Origin of the sequence: Terrabacter sp. 2RAF25 (assembly GCF_052115265.1) — a bacterium.
Taxonomy (GTDB): Bacteria; Actinomycetota; Actinomycetes; order Actinomycetales; family Dermatophilaceae; genus Terrabacter.
Window position 1 is genome coordinate 97952 of sequence record NZ_JBFRGJ010000003.1, and the last position, 19156, is coordinate 117107.

The following is a 19156-nucleotide window of genomic DNA, read 5'->3' on the forward strand; positions in this document are numbered from 1 at the left end:
GATCGCTGCCCAGACGGCCACGCGTACGACGCACCCACACTCCGGCCGTGATGTCCACGGTACGACCGTGAGCGGCCTTGTGCGCGTTACTTCTTCGTCTTGGCCGCGTCGGCGTCGCTCGAGAGGGCAGCGACGAAGGCCTCCTGCGGCACCTCGACCCGTCCGACCATCTTCATGCGCTTCTTGCCCTCCTTCTGCTTCTCGAGGAGCTTGCGCTTGCGGCTGATGTCGCCGCCGTAGCACTTGGCGAGGACGTCCTTGCGGATGGCGCGGATGTTCTCGCGGGCGATGATGCGCGAGCCGATGGCGGCCTGGATCGGCACCTCGAACTGCTGGCGTGGGATGAGGTCCTTGAGCTTGCCGGCCATCATCACGCCGTACGCGTACGCCTTGTCCTTGTGCACGATCGCGCTGAACGCGTCGACGGACTCACCCTGCAGCAGGATCTGCACCTTGACGAGGTCGGCGACCTGGTCGCCGTCGGGCTCGTAGTCGAGCGAGGCGTAGCCGCGCGTGCGGGACTTCAGCTGGTCGAAGAAGTCGAAGACGATCTCGGCGAGCGGCAGGGTGTAGCGCATCTCGACGCGGTCCTCGGAGAGGTAGTCCATGCCGCGCAGGTTGCCGCGCTTCTGCTGGCACAGCTCCATGATCGCGCCGACGAACTCGCTGGGGGCGAGCACCGTGGCGCGCACGACCGGCTCGCTCACCTCGGAGATCTTGCCCTCGGGGAACTCGCTCGGGTTGGTCACGTGGATCTGCTTGCCGTCGTCCATCGTGACGTCGTAGACGACGTTGGGCTGGGTCGAGATGAGGTCGAGGCCGAACTCGCGCTCGAGCCGCTCGCGGACGATCTCGAGGTGGAGCAGGCCGAGGAAGCCCACCCGGAAACCGAAGCCGAGCGCGGCCGAGGTCTCGGGCTCGTAGACGAGTGCGGCGTCGTTGAGCTTGAGCTTGTCGAGCGCCTCGCGCAGGTCGGGGTAGTCGGACCCGTCGATCGGATAGAGGCCCGAGAACACCATCGGCTTGGGGTCGCGGTAGCCGCCGAGGTCCTTCGTGGCCGGCTTGCTCGCGTTGGTGACGGTGTCGCCCACGCGTGACTGGCGCACGTCCTTCACGCCGGTGATGAGGTAGCCGACCTCGCCGACACCCAGACCCTTGCTCGGCACCGGCTCGGGGCTGATGACGCCGATCTCGAGCAGCTCGTGCGTGGCCCTGGTCGACATCATGACGATGCGCTCGCGCGGGTTCAGGTTGCCGTCGACCACGCGCACGTAGGTGACGACGCCCCGGTAGGTGTCGTAGACGGAGTCGAAGATCATCGCGCGGGCCGGGGCATTCGCGTCGCCCGTCGGTGCGGGCAGCAGGCGCACGATCGTGTCGAGCAGCGGCTCGACACCCTCACCGGTCTTGCCCGACACCCGAAGGCAGTCCTCGGGCTCGCCACCGATGAGCTTGGCGAGCTCCTCGGCGTACTTCTCCGGCTGCGCAGCCGGCAGGTCGATCTTGTTGAGCACCGGGATGATCGTGAGGTCGTTCTCCATCGCGAGGTAGAGGTTCGCAAGGGTCTGCGCCTCGATGCCCTGGGCGGCGTCGACGAGCAGGACGGCGCCCTCGCACGCCGCCAGGGAACGCGACACCTCGTAGGTGAAGTCGACGTGGCCCGGCGTGTCGATCATGTTCAGGGCATAGGTCGTGGACGTCCCGCCCTCGTCCTCCACGGCCCACGGCATGCGGACCGCCTGGCTCTTGATCGTGATGCCGCGCTCGCGCTCGATGTCCATGCGGTCGAGGTACTGCGCACGCATCGCCCGCGCGTCGACGACGCCGGTGAGCTGCAGCATGCGGTCGGCCAGCGTCGACTTGCCGTGGTCGATGTGCGCGATGATGCAGAAGTTGCGGATCAGGTCCGGGGGCGTTGCGTTGGGTGCCAACGCGGAGCGGGCCATGGGCGACACGTGGGACGAACCTCGCAAGAGTCAGTGGTCAGGTCAGGCGGAGCGGGGTGCCGTTCGGGCACGACCCGGCGTGCGGTCGAGCTCACGACGCACCGCCGAGATCAGGACAGTCTCCCATGCTTTGCAGGTCCACCGCTCACACCCCGGCCGGGGCCACGCAGCACCTCAGCCGTTCGGGACGGCCCCTTGCGCCACCGGAAGGTCGGGAGGCAGCGTGTCGAACGGCGAGCCGCCGGTTCGACGTGAGGTGCGCTTCGTCACCGAGTGGCTGGAGTGACGGGAACCGGCTGGGCCGACGACGACGGGCCGGCGGCGCGGTCCCGACGTTCCAGCAGCGCCGACGCGACGGCCACACCGACACCGAGCACCGCGAGACCCGCCCCCACGAGACTCGGCGCGCCGTAGCCCCAGCCGGCCGCGAGGACGAGCGACCCGAGCCAGGCCCCGAGGGCGTTGGCGGTGTTGAGCGTCGAGTGGTTGAGCGCCGCCGCGAGCGACTGCCCCTCGTGGGCGACGTCCATGAGACGCGTCTGCAGGAGCGGCACGACGATCGAGGGGAGCAGGCCGAGCACGAAGACGAGGAGGACCGCGAGCCACAGCGTGCGCGCGGCGACGCCGAAGACCGCGAGCAGGACGGCGATGAGACCGAGGGCGACGATGATGCCCTTCAGGACACCGACCCGGTTGGCGACCCGACCGCTCAGCACCATGCCCGCCACCATCCCGAAGCCGTAGGCCGCGAGCACCCAGGGGATGTAGCGCTCATCGAGGCCCGCGAGCTCGGTCATCGTCGGCGTGATGAACGAGTACATCGCGAACATGCCGCCGAAGCCGACGACTCCGATCAACAGGGCGAGCCAGACCTGTACCCGGCGCAGGGCCCGCATCTCGGTGCGCATGGACTCCTCGCCGCTGGGCGGCTGGTGCGGCAGCCAGAGCGCGATCGCACCGACCGTGACGACGGCGACGAGACCCACGAGCAGGTAGGGGAGGTGCCACGAGAAGCGCTGTCCCAGAAGCGTCGCCACCGGCACACCCACGACGTTCGCGACGCCCAGGCCGCCGAGGATCGCGGCGACAGCGGCGGTCCGGCGCTGGTGCGACACGAGCGACGCGGCCACGACGGAGCCGATGCCGAAGAAGGCGCCGTGTGGCACGCCGGCCAAGAATCTCGCCGCCATCACCGTCGGATACGTGTCGGCGGCGACGATCGCAACGTGCGCGACGCCGAAGAAGGCCATCAGCCCCATCAAGAGCCCTTTTCGCGGCACCTTCGCGAAGACGACCGCGATGAGGGGCGCGCCCACGACCACGCCGAGGGCGTAGGCCGAGACGTAGTGGCCCGAGGTCGCGATGTCGACGCCGGTCCCCGCGGCGATCTGCGGCAGCAGGCCCATCGTCACGAACTCGGTGGTGCCGATGGCGAAGCCCCCGACGGCGAGGGCGAGGATGGCGAGGGTGGTGCGGCGGGCGGCGGGGCTCACAAGTGGTCTCCGGGTCTTGGCAGGTCGGCGTCCGGCTAGGCGCGGTGGTACTGGCGTGCTGGCCGGCTGGTGGCTGCGGATCGCCGTCGACCCGGTGTCGGACCCCAACGTAACGGCCCCGCGGCTACGGTGATTCCCATGCCCACGACCTTCGAGCGTCTCCTCGGCCGGCTGCGCGGCCTCGTGCGCGGCACGTCGGCGACCACGCCCACCCGGCCGGGCGGCACGCCGCCCGAGGCCCGGCCGCGCACCGCGCCTCAGCAGCCGCGACAGCCCGCGCGGCCGTCACAGACCTCGGCGGCCGAGTACCCCGGCGACGCGACACGCGTGCCCGACACGACCTACGCTCCGACTCCCGACGGACGACCCGACCCCGGAGAGATCGTGTGGACCTGGGTGCCCTACGAGGAGGACCACTCCCAGGGCAAGGACCGGCCGGTGCTGATCGTCGGGCGCGACGGCGACTGGCTCGTCGGCCTTCCCCTGACGAGCAAGGACCACGACCGGGACGAACAGCAGGAACGTCGTTCCGGGCGCGAGTGGGTCGACATCGGCTCGGGCGCCTGGGACCGACAGGGCCGACCGAGCGAGGTGCGCGTCAACCGGCTGGTTCGCGTCGACCCGGACGACGTGCGCCGCGAGGGCGCGGTACTCCCCCGCGAACGCTACGACGAGGTCGTCGCCGCCGTCCGCGCGCACCATCCCGCCTGACGCCACGCCCGAGGTCGCGACGGCCGCAAGGCCCTCGGTGGCCCGCTGACAGGCCACGCGAGACGCAGATCGGGCCCGTCACCGCGAGGTGACGGGCCCGATCTGGCGTTGGGTGGTGGCGTCAGAGCGCCGCGACCTTCTTCGCCAGCGCCGACTTCTTGTTGGCGGCCTGGTTCTCGTGGATGACACCCTTGGAGACAGCCTTGTCGAGCTTCTTCGAGGCGGTCTTGAGGGCGTCGACAGCGGCGTCCTTGTCGCCGGAGGCGGTGGCCTCGCGGACCTTGCGGACCCAGGTGCGGAGCTCGCTCTTGACGGCCTTGTTGCGCTCGGTGCGCGTGCGGTTCGTCTTGATGCGCTTGAGCTGCGACTTGATGTTTGCCACGTGTGTACTTTCGTTTGGTCGGATGGTTGCCGTTAGAGGGCGGCAAAGCTGCTCGGGACCGGGCGTGGGGACACCCTGCGTGAGCAGCTCTGGGTCGTGCTGCATGCGCGCACGACCTGAGCGCGCACGCGAAGGTCAAAGTTACCAGCGGCGGGTGTGCTCGACCAAACCGGCCGTATGCCGTGCGGCCCGGTGTCAGCGCGCAGCGCGAGCCCGCGCGATCGTCAGGATGGCGCGTTCGACGGCATACACGGGGTCGCGTCCGCCACCCTTGACCTCGAAGTCGGCCGCTGCCACCGCTTGCACCGCCACCGCGAGGCCGTCGGCGCTCCAGTGGCCGACGGCTCGCCGCGCCTTGTCGACCTGCCACGGGGCCATGCCGAGGCTCTTGGCGAGCTGAGTCGAGCTGCCCCGGCCAGCCGCACCGACCTTGATCAACTGGCGCAGCTGCGATGCGATGACCGCGACGATGGGCACGGGGTCGACCCCGGTGGCGATGGCGTGCCGCAGCAGGCGCAGCGCCTCGCCGGAGTGCCCGGCGACCGTGGCATCGGCGACCCGGAAGCCGGTCGCCTCGACCTTGCCCCCGTGGTAGGTGTCGACGACGGTGTCGTCGACGGTGCCCTCGGTGTCGGAGACGAGCTGCGAGCAGGCGGCGGCGAGCTCGCGGACGTCCTTGCCGACCGCCTCGATGAGGGCACGGACCCCCTCGCTCGTGATCTTGCGGCGGGCCGCCGCGAACTCCTTCATCACGAAGTCGGTCTTGTCGCGGTCGGTCTTGACGGCCGGGCAGTCGATGACCCGGGCGCCGGCCTTCTTCATCGTGTCGAGGACCTTCTTGCCCTTCATGCCCCCGCCGTGGGCGACGACGAGACCGACGTCGGGGTCGGGCGCGGCCAGGAGCGAGAGCAGGTCGAGCTGCAGCTCGTCGGGCGACTCGTGCAGGTCGCGCACGACGATGGTCTTGGCGCCGCCGAACAGCGACGGGCTGGCGTGCATCTGCAGTGCCCCGGACTCGTAGGTCGCAGGGTCGATGCGGATGACCTCGGCGTCGGTCTCGCGGGCGGCAGCGAGCACCGAGGCGACGGCGCGCTCGACGAGAACACCCTCCGGGCCGGTGACGAGCACGAAGGGCGGAACGGCCGGGTCGGTCATGGCGTCAACTGTGCCATGCGGGCCCGACAGCCGGGCCTCCCCTCCCCGTGGAAGTGAAGGTCATGTTCGCGCTCGTCGTCGCCCTCGTGCTCGCCGCCGTCGGTCTCGTCCTGCTCCGGCTCGAGGACCACCCGAAGAAGCTGAGCCGCTACGCCGTGGTCCCCTTCGGGCTCGCCCTCGTCCTCGTCGCGAGCGCCTCCTACTACCGCCTCGACGCCGGTGAGGCCGCGGTGACGAAGACCTTCGGCACCGTCGGCGACGAGGCCATCAGCGCGACGGGCATCCACCTCAAGGCCCCGTGGCAGGACCTCATCCGCTTCGACATCCGCAACCAGACGATCGCGCTCGACGAGGACGGCGGGCGCGTCTCGACCGTGACGAGCGACAACGCGACCGTCGCCTACGACGTGACGATCCGCTAGTCCCTCAACCCGGGCAAGCTTCCCGAGATCATCCGCCAGTACCCCGACCAGGAGACCTTCATCGCCCGCGCCGTGCTGCCCGGCGTCTCCTCCGTCACCCGCGACGCCCCGACCACCTTCGCGGCGGCCGCGGTCCGGCAGTCGCGCGGTGAGTTGGCCCTGCGCATCACCGAGGGCCTCGAGAAGCGCCTCGGCGAGGTGGGCGTCACGGTGGAGCAGGTCGACCCGCGCGCGATCACCCTCGACCAGAACGTCCAGGCCAACTATGACAAGGTGCAGAGCTCGCTGGCCAACGCCGAGGCGGCCAAGGCCGACCTGCAGACCGCCCTCGCCAAGGCCGAGATCACCAAGACCGAGGCCCAGGCGACCTCCGACGCCGACCAGATCATCCGGTGCGGCGCCACCTCCACGCAGGTCAAGGAGGTCATCAACGGCAAGGAGGTCACGGCCGTCAAGGTCGTCCCGGTCAGCTCCGACAAGTGCCAGAACCGCCTCAACGAGCAGGTGCTCACGAGCAAGTACATCGACATGCTCAAGGAGCACGGCGACTCGCTCATCGTCATCCCGCAGGGCACGCAGAACCTGCTCCAGCTCCCGGCCGTCCCCGGCGCGACCGCCAAGGCCCAGTAGGCGCCGGGAGACACCGAATGGCTCGCAACACCCCTCGATCGGATCCCGGGGTGTTGCGAGGTCGGCGTGCTGAACGAGCTGGCCGACGACGGCCTGTGCCGTGAGGCCCGAGGTCAGTCGAAGAGGGCACCGGAGGCGAGCGACAGCCCGAGCTGCTCGAGCCTGGCCCGGATGGTCTCCTCGGGCAGCTCGAAGTGGTCGACGAGCTCGTCGAGCTGCATGCCGGACTCGGCGGCGTCGCGCAGCTCCTCGTCCTGCTCGTCGGTCCACGCGTGCCCCGACGTGACGGCGTTGCGCGTCGACGGGGCGACCGGCGGCGGGCCGGCCACCGGCCGCGGGTGCTCCGTGCCGTCGGCGTCGGCGCGCGCGCCGGTCAGTGACCGGAGAGCCGGCTCCTCGACGGTGACGGGTGGCGGCGCCATCGCGTCGAGCCGCTCGAGCGCGGCCAGCACCATCTTCTTGTCGGTGGTCGGGTAGAACGGCGGCAGCGAGCGCTGGAGGAAGCCGGCATACCTCGCCGTCATCATGCGCGAGTCGAGGAACGCGACGACGCCGCGGTCGTCGGCGCGCCGCACGAGCCGGCCCGCGCCCTGGGCGAGGCGGAGCGCGGCGTGCGTCGCCGAGACGGCCATGAAGCCGTTGCCGCCCATCCGCGCGATGGCCTGTGAGCGGGCGGACGCGAGCGGGTCGTCCGGGCGCGGGAACGGGATGCGGTCGATGAGCACCAGCTGGCACGACGAGCCCGGCACGTCGACGCCCTGCCAGAGGGTCAGGGTGCCGAAGAGGCAGGTGCGGGGGTCGCGGGCGAACTGCCGCACGAGCGTCGTGATCTGGTCCTCGCCCTGGCAGAGCACGGGGATGTCGTCGCCGAAGCGCGCCCGCATGATCTCGGCGGCGGTCTGCGCCGCGCGCATCGAGGAGAACAGGCCGAGCGTGCGCCCGCCGGCCGCCCGGACCAGCTGCTCGATCTCGTCGAGGGTGTCGTCGCCCGCACCGTCGCGGCCCGGAGGTGGCAGGTGCGCCGCGACGTACGCGATGGCCTGCTTGGGGTAGTCGAAGGGGCTGCCGACGTCGAGGCCCTGCCACTTCGGGGCGCCCTCGCCGCGCAGGCCGATGGTGCCGGCCACCGCGTCGAACGTGCCGCCGAGCTCCAACGTCGCCGAGGTCAGCACGACGGTGCGCTCCTCGAAGACCTTGTCGCGCACGAGCATCGCGACGCTCATCGGCGCCACCCGCAGCACGGGGCCCCGGCGCTGGTCGCGGTTCAGCCACACGACGTCGAGCTCGCGCTCCTCGAGGATGCGCTCGGCGTTCTCGTGCACCTCGTCGACGGCGGCACGGGCGACCTGGCGGGCCCCGTCGGACTCCTGCCCGGGGGGCGGCTTGAGGTCGCTCTGCACGACGCGGGCGGTGTCGCGGACCCGTGCCAGCGCCAGCCCCACGGAGTCGGGCACGCCGAGCATGCGGCCCTCCTCGAGCGGCTCGAGGGCCTGGGCGAGCAGCTCACCTGCCTCGTCGAGCGCAGCCGTGTTCTCCGACATGCGCCCGGCCTTCTTGGCCGCGGTCATGACCATGGTGCCGGTGAGCTCGTCAGTGATGGTGGCGGTGACCCGGTCGACGAGCTCGTGGGCCTCGTCGACGACGAGCACGTCGTGCTCCGGGAGCATCTGGCGGCCCTCGAACGAGTCGATCGCCATGAAGGAGTGGTTGGTGACGACGACGTCGACGTCCTTCGCCGCCGTGCGCGCCCGTTCGACGAAGCACTCCGCCACGAGCGGGCACTTGCCGCCCATGCACTCGTGGGCCGACACGGACACCTGGCGCCAGGCCCGCTCGGACACCCCCGGCACGAGCTCGTCACGGTCGCCCGAGTCGGTGGTGGAGGCCCATTCGCGCAGCCGCACCACCTCCTGCCCGAGGCGGCCGACGCTCGCGTCCACCTGCCCGACCGAGAGCAGACCGTCCTCGTCGTCGGGGAACCCGCCCTCGAGCTTGTTGAGGCACACGTAGTTGCGGCGCCCCTTGACGAGCGCGTAGGTCGGGCGTCGCCCGAGGACCGGCGCGAGTGCGTCGGCCACACGCGGCATGTCGCGGTCGACGATCTGCCCCTGGAGAGCGAGCGTGGCGGTCGCGACGACCGCAGGCTTGCCGGCCTCGAAGGCGTGGGCCACGGCCGGCACGAGGTAGGCGAGCGACTTGCCGGTGCCGGTGCCGGCCTGCACGAGCAGGTGCTCTCCGGTGTCGACCGCCCTCGCGACCGCCCGGGCCATCTCGACCTGCCCCGGCCGCTCCGCGCCACCGACCCCCGAAACCGCGGCATGGAGGAGTTCGTCGAGCGCAGGTCGCTGGGCCATCGGGTCAGCGTATGCCGCCCGGCCGGCGGCTCGTGCGCGGTGTCCCCCTGGCACCGTCTGCAGGCGCGTTCGCACGACCGCGCCCTGCCGGACGCGGGGCCGGTACTAGTACCAAGGGACAGTGACCGAGACCCTCGGACCCGCCCTAACCTGAAGACGTCAGTGAACCCGATGCTTCGCTGGACCTCGAGGGAGATGACGCGATGGCCACGTCACCGGCAGACGGCCTCCGACTGACCCACCCGACCCATCCGACGAGATCAACGGGGTCCACGCAGCTGCGGACCGGCCGTCAGAGCAGGACTCACCGTCGCTGACGCCCCAACGTGCGAGCTCGGCCCCTCGGAGCTCGGACCTCCCCGGCACTCTCGAGCCGTCCCCCCAAGGCTCGCTCCCCCCGGTGAAGTGCCGGAGAACGGTGCCGGTTCCCGACCACCCCCCGCGGTCGGGAGCCGGCACTCGGCCGTCGGCCACGGTGGGACCGACGTCACGCGACCTCCTGCGCCGATCGTGCCCCGCGGACGGCCGGACAGGAGTTCCATCGAGGTATGAATGCAAAGATGCCCTCCGACCTCGACATCGCGTCCGCGGCGACCCTGCGCCCGCTCGTCGAGGTGGCCGCCGACCTCGGCGTGACCGAGGCCCACCTCGAGCCCTGGGGCCGTGACGTGGCCAAGATCGACCTCGGCGTGCTCGACGAGCCGACGCAGGCGCACCGTGCGCGGTACGTCGTGGTCACGGCCATCACCCCGACACCGCTCGGCGAGGGCAAGACCACGACGTCGGTCGGCCTGGCGCAGGCGCTCGGGGGCACCGGCCACCGGGCCGTCGTCTGTCTCCGCCAGCCCTCGATGGGTCCGACCTTCGGCATCAAGGGCGGCGCAGCAGGAGGCGGCTACAGCCAGGTCGTGCCGATGGAGCGGCTCAACCTGCACCTCACGGGCGACTTCCACGCGGTGACGGCAGCCCACAACCTGCTCGCGGCGATGATCGACAACCACCTGCACCAGGGCAACAAGCTCGGCATCGACGTCCGGAACATCACCTGGCGGCGCGTGCTGGACGTCAACGACCGGGCCCTTCGCACCGTCATCGTGGGCATCGGCGCCCGCGAGGACGGGCTGGTGCGCCAGACCGGCTTCGACATCACCGCAGCCAGCGAGGTCATGGTGCTGCTCACCCTGGCGACCTCGCTCGAGGACCTCCGGTTGCGACTGGGTCGGATCGTCGTGGCCTACACGGTCGAGGGCAAGAGCGTCACCGCGGACGACCTCGGCGCCGCCGGGGCGATGGCCGTCATCCTGCGCGACGCCCTCAAGCCGAACCTCCTCCAGACCCTCGAGGGCGGCCCGGCCGTCATCCACTGCGGCCCCTTCGGCAACATCGCCACCGGCACGTCGTCCGTCATCGCCGACCTCGTGGGCGTGCGTGGCAGCGACTACGTGATCACAGAGGCCGGCTTCGGCGCCGACATGGGCGCCGAACGCTTCTTCGACGTCAAGTGCAGGGTCAGCGGCCTGGTGCCCGACGCCGCGGTGCTCGTCGCGACGGTGCGCGCGCTGAAGGCCCACTCCGGCCACTGGACGATCAAGCCAGGCCGCCCGCTCCCCGACGGCCTCCTCGACGAGAACCCCCGGGAGGTGGAGGCCGGCCTGTCAAACCTGCGCAAGCACATCGAGATCATCCAGCGGTTCGGCATCCGTCCGGTCGTCGCCGTCAACGCGTTCCCGACCGACCACGCCTCAGAGCACGACGTCGTGCGCGCGCTGTGCGACGAGCTCGGGGTGCGGTGCGCGGTGACGACACACGTCGCCGACGGCGGCGCCGGGGCACGCGCGCTGGCGCAAGCGGTCGTCGAGGCGGCCGACGAACCCTCGGCCTTCCGCTTCCTCTACCCGCTGGACCTGCCGCTCACCGACAAGATCGAGAGGATCGCCACCGAGATCTACGGGGCAGACGGGATCGACGTCAGCCCTGCCGCCGCCAAGGCCCTCAAGGAGTACGAGCGGCTCGGCTTCGGGGAGCTTCCGGTCGTCATCGCCAAGACGCACCTGTCCCTCTCGTCGGATCCTTCCCGCAAGGGAGCGCCCACCGGCTGGCGGCTGCCCGTGCGCGAGGTCCGGGCAGCGGTCGGCGCCGGGTACGTCTACGCGATCTGCGGCGACATGCGCACCATGCCCGGCCTGCCCAAGTCACCCAATGCCGAGCGCATCGACATCCGTGAGGACGGGTCGACGACCGGGCTGTCCTGAGCATGCCCGGGCCGCCCGGGGTGCGGCTCAGCGGAGCGGGCCTCCGTCGACCCTTCGGGCCATCGCGACGTCGTCGCGGTAGTCGGTAGGGCCCAGCCGCAGCCCCCGGGGGACGCGCCCGACCTCGGTCCAGCCCGCCTTCTCGTAGAAGTCGCCGAGCCCCAGCCCGTCGCGGTAGTCGAGGCGGAGCAGCTCGACCCACGGGAGCTCTCGGCGCGCGACGCCGACCATGGCGCCGAGGAGGATGCGACCGAGGTTGCGTCCCTGTGCGGACGGGTCGACCATCAGCCGTTTGAGCTTGGCCACGTGGTCGTACGGGAAGCCGCGCGAGTGCTCCCAGAAACCCAGCCCGCGCAGCCGCCCGGCCGCCGCGTGCGCATCGTCGGAATCTCCCGCGCCACCCCGCCCGTCCGCTCCCGTCGCGCCCGTCTCGACGACCGGGTCGACCAGCACGCAGAGGAGCGACCGGCCGGCGCGGACGTCGTCGAGGTGCCGGTCGAGTGCTGCTGCGACGTCGGTGGCAGCAGCGCCGGGCAGGAACCCGACGGACCCGCCGTCGTCGTTGACGCGCACCCACAGGTCGACGACGGCCTCACGAAGGCTCTCTGCCTCGGCGGCCGGCACCACCCTGACCCGGGGCGCCTCGAAGTAGGCCATGGGCTTGCCTTCGGGGTCGTCCTTGGACGACCGGGTGCCCACCTGCACGAGCCCGCAGCCCCTGGCCGTGCGAAGTGACGCGGTGTTGACCGGGTCGACCATGGCGGTCACGACGGCCTCGGGGCGGTGCTCGACGCCCCACGCCACGAGGGCCCGGGAGATCTCGCGCCCGAGCCCGGAGCCGAGCCTGTCGTGCGCGAGCCGGTAGTAGAGGTTGAGGGAGGCGACGTCGGAGTCCTTGTGGCGCAAGCCCGCCCACCCGATCACCTCGGCCGACGCGCGGTCGACGACGGCGGCATACCCGAGCCTGGAAGCCCCCCAGTCGGCAAGGTCCGCTGCGAGGCGGTCACGGCAGCGCTCGGGCGTCGGCATGGTTGCCAGCGCGTGGGCGTAGGTGCGGGGATCGGTGTGGAGACGGACGTAGTCGTCGAGGTCGTCGGGCCGCGGCGGGCGCAGCACCACCCGCTCGGTCGTGACCCAGGCGTCGGGCTCGCCGGCGGGCGCGGTCACTGCGACGGGCGCTGAGGAGCGCGTGTCTCGCAGACGGCCTGCGGCGCCCCGTCGCAGCAGGGCTCGATGTAGAGGCAGGCGGGGCAGCGGTTGTGCGCCTGCTCGGCGTACATCTGCGTGCCGCAGTAGGGGCACGGGATCTCGAGGGCCATGCCCCCATCCTTTCCGACAGCACCGACGCCCGGCGGGTGACCCGCCGGGCGTCGTGTGGAGGTGTGTTGCCGTGAGGCCCTCGCCCCGGGTCAGCTCGTGACGACGACGTATGCCGTGAGGTCGGCCTCCATCACCGCTGTGACCTTCGCTCGCACCCGGGTGCCGTCGGCGACGTGCTCGCTCTCGAGGATCTCGGCCTCGTCGTGCAGGCGCGAGATGAGGTCACCGCGGTCGTAGGGCACGAGCACCTCGACCTCGATCTCGGGCTTCGGCAGCTCGTGGGCGATGAGGGCACGCAGGTCGGCGAGGCCCTCGCCCGTGCGCGCCGAGACGGTCACGCAGTGCTTCTCGTGGCGCCGCAGGCGATCGAGCACCTCGGGGTCGGCGATGTCGGCCTTGTTGACGACGATGATCTCCTTGATCTGGTCGCCGCCGACCTCGGCGAGCACGCCGCGGACGGCCGAGATCTGGCCCTCGGGATCGGGGTGCGATCCGTCGACGACGTGCAGCAGCAGGTCGGAGTCGCCCACCTCCTCGAGCGTCGAGCGGAACGCCTCGACGAGCTGGTGCGGCAGGCTGCGCACGAAGCCGACGGTGTCGGCCAGCGTGTACAGGCGGCCGTCGTCGGTCTCTGTGCGGCGCACCGTCGGGTCGAGGGTGGCGAAGAGCTGGTTCTCGACCAGCACACCGGCGCCGGTCAGCCGGTTGAGCAGCGAGCTCTTGCCGGCGTTCGTGTAGCCGGCGATGGCGACGGAGGGCACACCGCCGACGCGGCGCGACTGGCGACGGGTGTCGCGGCTCGTCTTCATGCCCTTGATGTCGCGGCGCAGCTTGGCGATCTTGGTGTTGATGCGGCGTCGGTCGAGCTCGATCTTCGTCTCACCGGGTCCGCGCGAGCCGATGCCCTCACCGCCGGCCACACGGCCACCGGCCTGACGGGACATCGAGTCACCCCAGCCACGCAGGCGCGGCAGGAGGTACTGCAGCTGGGCCAGCTCGACCTGCGCCCGGCCCTCGCGGCTCTTGGCGTGCTGGGCGAAGATGTCGAGGATCAGGGCCGTGCGGTCGATGACCTTGACCTTGACGACGTCCTCGAGCGCACGCCGCTGGCTGGGGGCCAGCTCGCCGTCGCAGATGACCGTGTCGGCGCCCTCGGCGACGACGATGTCGCGCAGCTCGGCGGCCTTGCCCTTGCCGAGCCAGGTGGCCGGGTCGGGGCGCTGGCGCCGCTGGATGACGCCCTCGAGCACGGTCGAGCCGGCCGTCTCGGCCAGCGCAGCGAGCTCGCGGATGGAGTTCTCGGCGTCGTCGGCGCTTCCCTCGGTCCAGACCCCGGCCAGCACGACGCGCTCGAGGCGCAGCTGGCGGTACTCGACCTCGGTGATGTCCTCGAGCTCGGTCGACAGGCCCTGCACGCGGCGGAGCGCGGCGCGTTCCTCGCGCTCGAGCTGGTCTCCGTCGTAGAGGGGGTATGCCGCCTCGTCGGGCTCGTGGTCCGTGGCGGCCAGCGCGGTGGCGCGGGTGCCGAACAGGTCGCGCTCGCGGTCTGTGCCGCGAGCGGAGTCGCTGGTGTGGTTGCTGTGGTTGCTCGTCATGTTCTCCCTATGGTCCCAAAGGTCCAACGCCACGGGCCACTCGTTTGTGCCCCGCCGACTTCGCGTGCGCACTCGCGGGTACGGTCACGACGATGCCGGACGCCACCGACGACGCACGCGACGAAGGCCCCGTGGTCGACCACTGGGCCCGTCGGCAGGCCGCCTCCGAGACCGCGGCTCGGGCGCCTCGCCGGTCCCCGGGCATCCTCGCCCGGGCAGGCTGCGCCTTCCTGCTCGTGGTCGGCGTGATCGGCATCGCGTACACGCCGCACGTGTGGCAGCAGGGCGACGCCATGCTGCGCGCCGGCACCTGCAGCGCGGAACAGGTGGGTTCGGGGCTGACCGACGCGTGTTTCGTCCCCGTCCCGGGGCGCATGACGGGGCGCTTCAGCCGAGGTGAGTGGCGCTTCACCCCGTCCGACGGACGCCGCGACGCCTACGTGCGGTTCACGGAGGACAACCCGTACGAGCCGGACTCCTGGCCACCGGACCTGAGACGGCTCCTGTCCGGTGAGCCCACGACGGCCCTCTACTGGGGCAAGGACCCGGTGTCCTTCCTCGTGGACGGCCGTCGGGTCCACACCACTGACTACGGGTCGGCTTCGGTCATGGTCGGGCTGTGGGGCGGGGTGACGTGCGTGTCGTTCGGGATCGCGTCGCTCCGCGCGCTGCTGCGACGTCGCCCGGGGCGGCCGGACCTGGCGCTCGCGGCGGCGGGTGTCGCCGCGCTCGTGCTCCTCGGTGTCGACGCCGCTGGCGCGATGCGGTGGCCGGCGGAGGCGATCTGCTGGGGTGCGGCTGTCGTGGCGTCCCTGCTGGCGCCTCGCCGCTGGGTCGCGGCGTGTGCCGGCTGGGTCGCCCGGCAGCGTGGCTGACGGCGCCCGCCCGGAACAGGTGCGGCTCGGCCCCCGGGAGGCCGATACGGTGACCGTGATGAGCGAGCCGACCGACCACTACTTCAGCGCCGAGCCGGCCTCACCGGAGGAACGACGCACCATCGACGTGATGCTCGAGGGGCGACGCCTGTCGCTGACGACCGCACGCGGCGTCTACTCCCCCGATCGCCTCGACCCGGGCACCGCGGTGCTCCTCTCCGGAGCGCCCGACCCGAGCCCCACGGGCGACCTGCTCGACATCGGCTGCGGCTGGGGTCCGATCGCCATCACGCTGGCGCTGCGCTCCCCCGCCGCCCGGGTCTGGGGCGTCGACGTCAACCGCCGGTCCCTCGACCTCGCCCGCACGAACGCGGCGGTGGCAGGCGTCGAGTCGGTCCGCTTCTGCGAGCCCGACGACGTGCCGAGCGACCTCCGGTTCGCGACGATCTGGTCCAACCCGCCCATCCACGTGGGCAAGGCCGCCCTGCACGCCCTGCTCGAGCGGTGGCTCCCCCGGCTCGCCGACGACGGCGTCGCCCACCTTGTCGTCCAGAAGCACCTCGGCTCGGACTCGCTCCAGAAGTGGGTCAACGCCCAACCCTGGGGCCTGACCTGCACCCGGTTGTCGTCGGCGAAGGCCTTCCGCATCCTCGAGGTGCGCCGTGCATGAAGCCACCCGGGCGCTCGAGGACGCCAAAGCGCTTGTCGCACAGTGGTTCCCGGAAGCCCGCGCCGCATGGCTCGGTGGAAGTGTCGTGCTCGGTCACGCGACGCCGGGGTCGGATCTCGACGTGACAGTGCTGCTTCCGGGGCCTCCCGCCCCGTACCGCCACTCCCGGCGCTTCCGCGGTTGGCCCGTCGAGCTGTTCGTGCACACCGAGACCTCGCTCGGCCACTACGTACGACGCGAGGTCGCGGCCGGTCGACCGGTGCTGGCGCGCCTCGTCGGCTCGTCGGAGGTCCTCCTCGACACCGACGGGTCCGCAGCGCAGTGGCAGATCACCGCACGCCGACTCCTGGAGGCCGGACCGCCGCGCCTCACCGGCGACGACCTCGCGACGCTGAGGTATGCCGTCACGGACGGTGTGGACGACGTGACCCATGCGCACGACGCCCACGAGCGCCTGGTCACCGCGACCGTGCTCGCCGACGACTCGGCCCACCTGCTCCTCCACGGCGCGGGGCACTGGTGGGGCCGCGGCAAGTGGGTCGTCCGCGAGCTCGTCGACCTCGATGCACGCGACGGGAGCGACTGGCGGCGCCGTCACGAACGGGCGCTCGTCGCCGTGGCAGGCGGCGACGCGTCCCTCCTGCTCACCTTCGCCGACGACGTGCTCGCCCTGCACGGTGGTCCGCTCTTCGAGGGGTTTCGGCTCGACGGTGTCGACCCGGTCGCGGCAGGGTCCAGGCTCGCTCCCGATCCCTCTGACGAACCTGCCCGCGAACCTGCCCGCGACCCGGCCCGCGACCCGGACTGACGGGCGCACGCCCGCCGGACGGCGTACGTCCTCGAGCGGCCCGAGATGCAGGGCTCAGAGCGGGAAGTCGCCGTCGGCGACGAGGGCGGCCGGCCCGGCGAGCTCCACCCGCTGTCCCGGCAACGGGGTCACGGTCAGGCGACCGCCGGGCACGTCGACCGTCCAGGGGCTGAGGTCCTCGACGCCTGACCAGAAGCGGGTCGCGAGCGCCGCAGCCGCAGCGCCGGTGCCGCACGACCGCGTCTCACCGACGCCGCGCTCGTGGACGCGCATCGCGATGTGGCCGGGGCCGACCGCGCGTACGAACTCCACGTTGGCGCCGTCCGCGGCTTCGGGGTGCAGCTGCGGCGCCTCGGAGAGGTCGAGGTTCTCGAGCGCGATGCCTTCGGGCAGCATCACGACCGCGTGCGGGTTGCCGAGGTCGAGTGACAGGGCCGGCACGGGCTTGCCGTGGCGTGGCCTGACCATGACGTCGAAGCCGTCCCGGCTCGCCCCCTCTTCGTCGGTGAGGTGCCACGGGCCGAGGTCGACGGCATACCCCTGCTCGACGACGCGGACGGTCTTCACGCCGGCTCGGGTGGCGATGGAGAAGGTCGACCCGAAGGCCAGCCCCTCGCGCCTCAGGAACTCGGCGAAGACGCGGGTGCCGTTGCCGCACATCTCGGCCAGGGACCCGTCGGCGTTGCGGTAGTCCATGAACCACTCGGCGTCGGGTGCCTGCGCGCGGACGGTCTCGTCGGTGGCGTGCGCGGTGCGGACCACGCGGATGACGCCGTCGGCCCCGAGGCCCGCATGGCGGTCGGCGATGCGTTGCACCTGGGCCGGCGTGAGCTCGAGCGAGCCCTCGAGGTCGGGGACGAGCACGAAGTCGTTCTCGGTGCCGTGGCCCTTGGTGAAGCGCGTCATGTCAGCCATTCTCCGGTATGCCGTGTCGCGTGCCCGCACCCGGCGCGCTGATCACGGCGAGCGCCTGGTCGAGCAGGTCGTCGGCGAGGCCGTCGAGCCACACGATGCGCGGGTCGGCACGGAACCACGACTCCTGCCGTCGTGCGTAGCGGCGAGTCGCCTGCGCGGTGTCCAGACGAGCCTCGCTCTCCTCGGCCCGCCCGTCGACCACCGCGATCGCCTGGCTGTAGCCGATGGCGCGGCTCGCGGTCACGCCGTGCCGGAGGCCCTGTCCGAGAAGCGTCTCGGTCTCGCGGCGCAGACCCTGCTCCCACATGCGGTCCACGCGGAGGGCGATGCGGACGTCGAGCACGTCCCGATCGACGCGGAGGCCGAGCAGCACGGCGGGAGAGAGCAGCTCACGCTTCGGCATGGAGGCGCTGAAGGGGCGGCCGGTCAGCTCGACCACCTCCAACGCTCGGACGACCCGGCGCACGTTGCCGGGCAGGATCGTGCCGGCGGCCTGCGGGTCGACGTCTCGCAGCCGGGCGTGGAGGGCGTCGCCGCCCTCCTCCTCGGCCACCGCCTCGAGCCGTGCGCGCACCTCGGGGTCGGTGGGAGGTATCTCTAGCCGGTCGAGGGCGGCCCGCACGTAGAGGCCGGAACCACCGACGAGGACCGGCCGGTGGCCGCGTGCGGCGATGGCTGCGAAGTCGCGCCGGGCAGCCTGCTGGTAGGCCGCGACGCTCGCCTCCTCGGTGACGTCGAGGACATCGAGCTCGTGGTGCTCGATGCCCCGCCTCTCCGTCGGGGACAGCTTGGCCGTGCCGATGTCCATGCCGCGGTAGAACTGCATGGCGTCGGCGTTGACGACCTCGCCTCCGAGGCGCTCGGCGAGATCGAGGGCGAGGTCGGACTTGCCGGTGGCCGTGGCGCCCACGACGGCGACGACCGGCGGCCCTGCCACCTCGTCGGGTTCAGTGCTCAACGCCTCTCCCCGCGGGCCCCACGCGTCGGACGGACGACCACCGAGCGTCCTCAGCCGATGAGCTCGTCGGCGTGCGCGTCGCTCAGGTCGTCGTCGTGGCCGAAGGGGTCGCTGTCGACGCCGGGGTGCCACGAGCTGCCGGGCTTGCCCCAGCCGTTGCGCTTGACCGCCTTGCGCGCCTTCTTCGACTGGCGCTCGTCGAGCCGGTCGACGTACAGGGTGCCGTTGAGGTGGTCGTACTCGTGCTGCATGCACCGGGCGAACCAGCCGGTCGCGTCGAACTCGACCCGGTTGCCGTCGAGGTCGAGCCCGACGACATGGGCCCGGTCCGCCCGCTTGAGCGGGAACGCCTCGCCGGGCACCGAGAGGCAGCCCTCGGTCTCCTCGTCGGGGTTGGGTCGCTCCTGGGGGATCTTCGAGGTCGTCACGGTCGGGTTGATGACGTGGCCCTGCTCGGGCACCCCGTCCTCGTTGGCCATCTTCCAGATGAAGACCCGCAGGCCCACTCCCACCTGGGGCGCCGCGAGGCCCACTCCGTTGGCGGCGACGTTCGTCTCGTACATGTCCTCGACGAGCGTCCGCAGGGCGTCGTCGAACTCGGTCACCAGGGCGGCCGAGCGGTGCAGGACGGGCTCACCCGTGATGACGATGGGACGCACAGACATGCGCC

16 protein-coding genes and 1 pseudogene are annotated in these 19156 nt (G+C 71.7%); 6 read left to right on the forward strand and 11 right to left on the reverse strand.

From position 1 onward, the window contains the following. Positions 1 to 86: 86 nt before the first annotated feature. Both lepA and AB4091_RS09425 read right to left on the reverse strand, forming a co-directional pair. Positions 87 to 1946 carry a translation elongation factor 4 gene (lepA, locus tag AB4091_RS09420; protein ID WP_442291488.1) on the reverse strand — a complete coding sequence of 620 codons (1860 nt, stop codon included), beginning with the start codon at positions 1944 to 1946 and terminating at the stop codon, positions 87 to 89. A 266-nt stretch (positions 1947 to 2212) separates the two neighbouring features. Next, on the reverse strand, positions 2213 to 3439 hold the full coding sequence (locus tag AB4091_RS09425) for an MFS transporter (protein WP_442291489.1): 1227 nt from the start codon (positions 3437 to 3439) through the stop codon (positions 2213 to 2215). 138 nt (positions 3440 to 3577) lie between these two features. Here AB4091_RS09425 and AB4091_RS09430 point away from each other — a divergent pair, with 138 nt between their 5' ends. Next, positions 3578 to 4150, forward strand: coding sequence for a type II toxin-antitoxin system PemK/MazF family toxin (locus tag AB4091_RS09430; RefSeq protein ID WP_442291490.1), 573 nt, complete (start codon positions 3578 to 3580; stop codon positions 4148 to 4150). 121 nt (positions 4151 to 4271) lie between these two features. Here AB4091_RS09430 and rpsT read toward each other — a convergent pair whose 3' ends face one another. Together rpsT and holA are read right to left on the reverse strand one after the other, a co-directional pair. Beyond that, the gene (gene rpsT / locus AB4091_RS09435) at positions 4272 to 4532 is read right to left on the reverse strand and encodes a 30S ribosomal protein S20 (protein WP_442291491.1); all 261 of its coding nucleotides are present in this window, start codon (positions 4530 to 4532) and stop codon (positions 4272 to 4274) included. A gap of 195 nt (positions 4533 to 4727) precedes the next feature. Beyond that, complete coding sequence (gene holA / locus AB4091_RS09440; protein ID WP_442291492.1) at positions 4728 to 5687, reverse strand: DNA polymerase III subunit delta; 960 nt, start codon at positions 5685 to 5687, stop codon at positions 4728 to 4730. 62 nt (positions 5688 to 5749) lie between these two features. Here holA and AB4091_RS09445 point away from each other — a divergent pair. Beyond that, positions 5750 to 6739: pseudogene (locus tag AB4091_RS09445) on the forward strand (SPFH domain-containing protein). Between the two features lie 113 nt (positions 6740 to 6852). Here the strand turns inward: AB4091_RS09445 and AB4091_RS09450 are convergent. Beyond that, positions 6853 to 9093 (reverse strand): ATP-dependent DNA helicase, encoded by a 2241-nt coding sequence (locus AB4091_RS09450; protein ID WP_442291493.1) that lies wholly within the window; start codon positions 9091 to 9093, stop codon positions 6853 to 6855. A 548-nt stretch (positions 9094 to 9641) separates the two neighbouring features. Here AB4091_RS09450 and AB4091_RS09455 point away from each other — a divergent pair. Continuing rightward, a complete protein-coding gene (locus AB4091_RS09455) occupies positions 9642 to 11345 on the forward strand; it encodes a formate--tetrahydrofolate ligase (RefSeq protein WP_442291494.1) in 1704 nt (567 codons plus the stop codon). Positions 11346 to 11372: 27 nt separating this feature from the next. On the opposite strand, the gene AB4091_RS09460 is transcribed toward AB4091_RS09455, so the two are convergent. The 3 genes from AB4091_RS09460 to hflX form a co-directional block, all read right to left on the reverse strand. After that, positions 11373 to 12512 (reverse strand): GNAT family N-acetyltransferase, encoded by a 1140-nt coding sequence (locus AB4091_RS09460; RefSeq protein WP_442291495.1) that lies wholly within the window; start codon positions 12510 to 12512, stop codon positions 11373 to 11375. Next, complete coding sequence (locus AB4091_RS09465) at positions 12509 to 12664, reverse strand: hypothetical protein (RefSeq protein ID WP_442291496.1); 156 nt, start codon at positions 12662 to 12664, stop codon at positions 12509 to 12511. Before AB4091_RS09465 ends, AB4091_RS09460 begins: the two co-directional genes overlap by 4 nt. Positions 12665 to 12754: 90 nt before the next feature. Beyond that, positions 12755 to 14260, reverse strand: a complete 1506-nt coding sequence (hflX, locus tag AB4091_RS09470; protein WP_442291497.1) for a GTPase HflX — start codon at positions 14258 to 14260, stop codon at positions 12755 to 12757. A gap of 92 nt (positions 14261 to 14352) precedes the next feature. On the opposite strand from hflX, the gene AB4091_RS09475 reads away from it, so the two are divergent. From AB4091_RS09475 to AB4091_RS09485, 3 genes are read left to right on the forward strand one after another with little or no spacing between them, the layout of a single operon-like run. Continuing rightward, positions 14353 to 15135 carry a hypothetical protein gene (locus tag AB4091_RS09475; RefSeq protein WP_442291498.1) on the forward strand — a complete coding sequence of 261 codons (783 nt, stop codon included), beginning with the start codon at positions 14353 to 14355 and terminating at the stop codon, positions 15133 to 15135. 58 nt (positions 15136 to 15193) lie between these two features. Then, a complete protein-coding gene (locus AB4091_RS09480) occupies positions 15194 to 15805 on the forward strand; it encodes a class I SAM-dependent methyltransferase (RefSeq protein WP_442291499.1) in 612 nt (203 codons plus the stop codon). Then, positions 15798 to 16613, forward strand: a complete 816-nt coding sequence (locus AB4091_RS09485; protein ID WP_442291500.1) for a nucleotidyltransferase domain-containing protein — start codon at positions 15798 to 15800, stop codon at positions 16611 to 16613. Before AB4091_RS09480 ends, AB4091_RS09485 begins: the two co-directional genes overlap by 8 nt. Positions 16614 to 16667: 54 nt before the next feature. Here AB4091_RS09485 and dapF read toward each other — a convergent pair whose 3' ends face one another. From dapF to def, 3 genes are read right to left on the reverse strand one after another with little or no spacing between them, the layout of a single operon-like run. Further along, the gene (dapF, locus tag AB4091_RS09490) at positions 16668 to 17519 is read right to left on the reverse strand and encodes a diaminopimelate epimerase (RefSeq protein WP_442291501.1); all 852 of its coding nucleotides are present in this window, start codon (positions 17517 to 17519) and stop codon (positions 16668 to 16670) included. 1 nt (position 17520) lies between these two features. Next, positions 17521 to 18486, reverse strand: a complete 966-nt coding sequence (gene miaA, locus AB4091_RS09495; RefSeq protein WP_442291502.1) for a tRNA (adenosine(37)-N6)-dimethylallyltransferase MiaA — start codon at positions 18484 to 18486, stop codon at positions 17521 to 17523. A gap of 50 nt (positions 18487 to 18536) precedes the next feature. Continuing rightward, positions 18537 to 19151 (reverse strand): peptide deformylase, encoded by a 615-nt coding sequence (gene def / locus AB4091_RS09500; protein ID WP_442291503.1) that lies wholly within the window; start codon positions 19149 to 19151, stop codon positions 18537 to 18539. Positions 19152 to 19156: the final 5 nt, after the last annotated feature.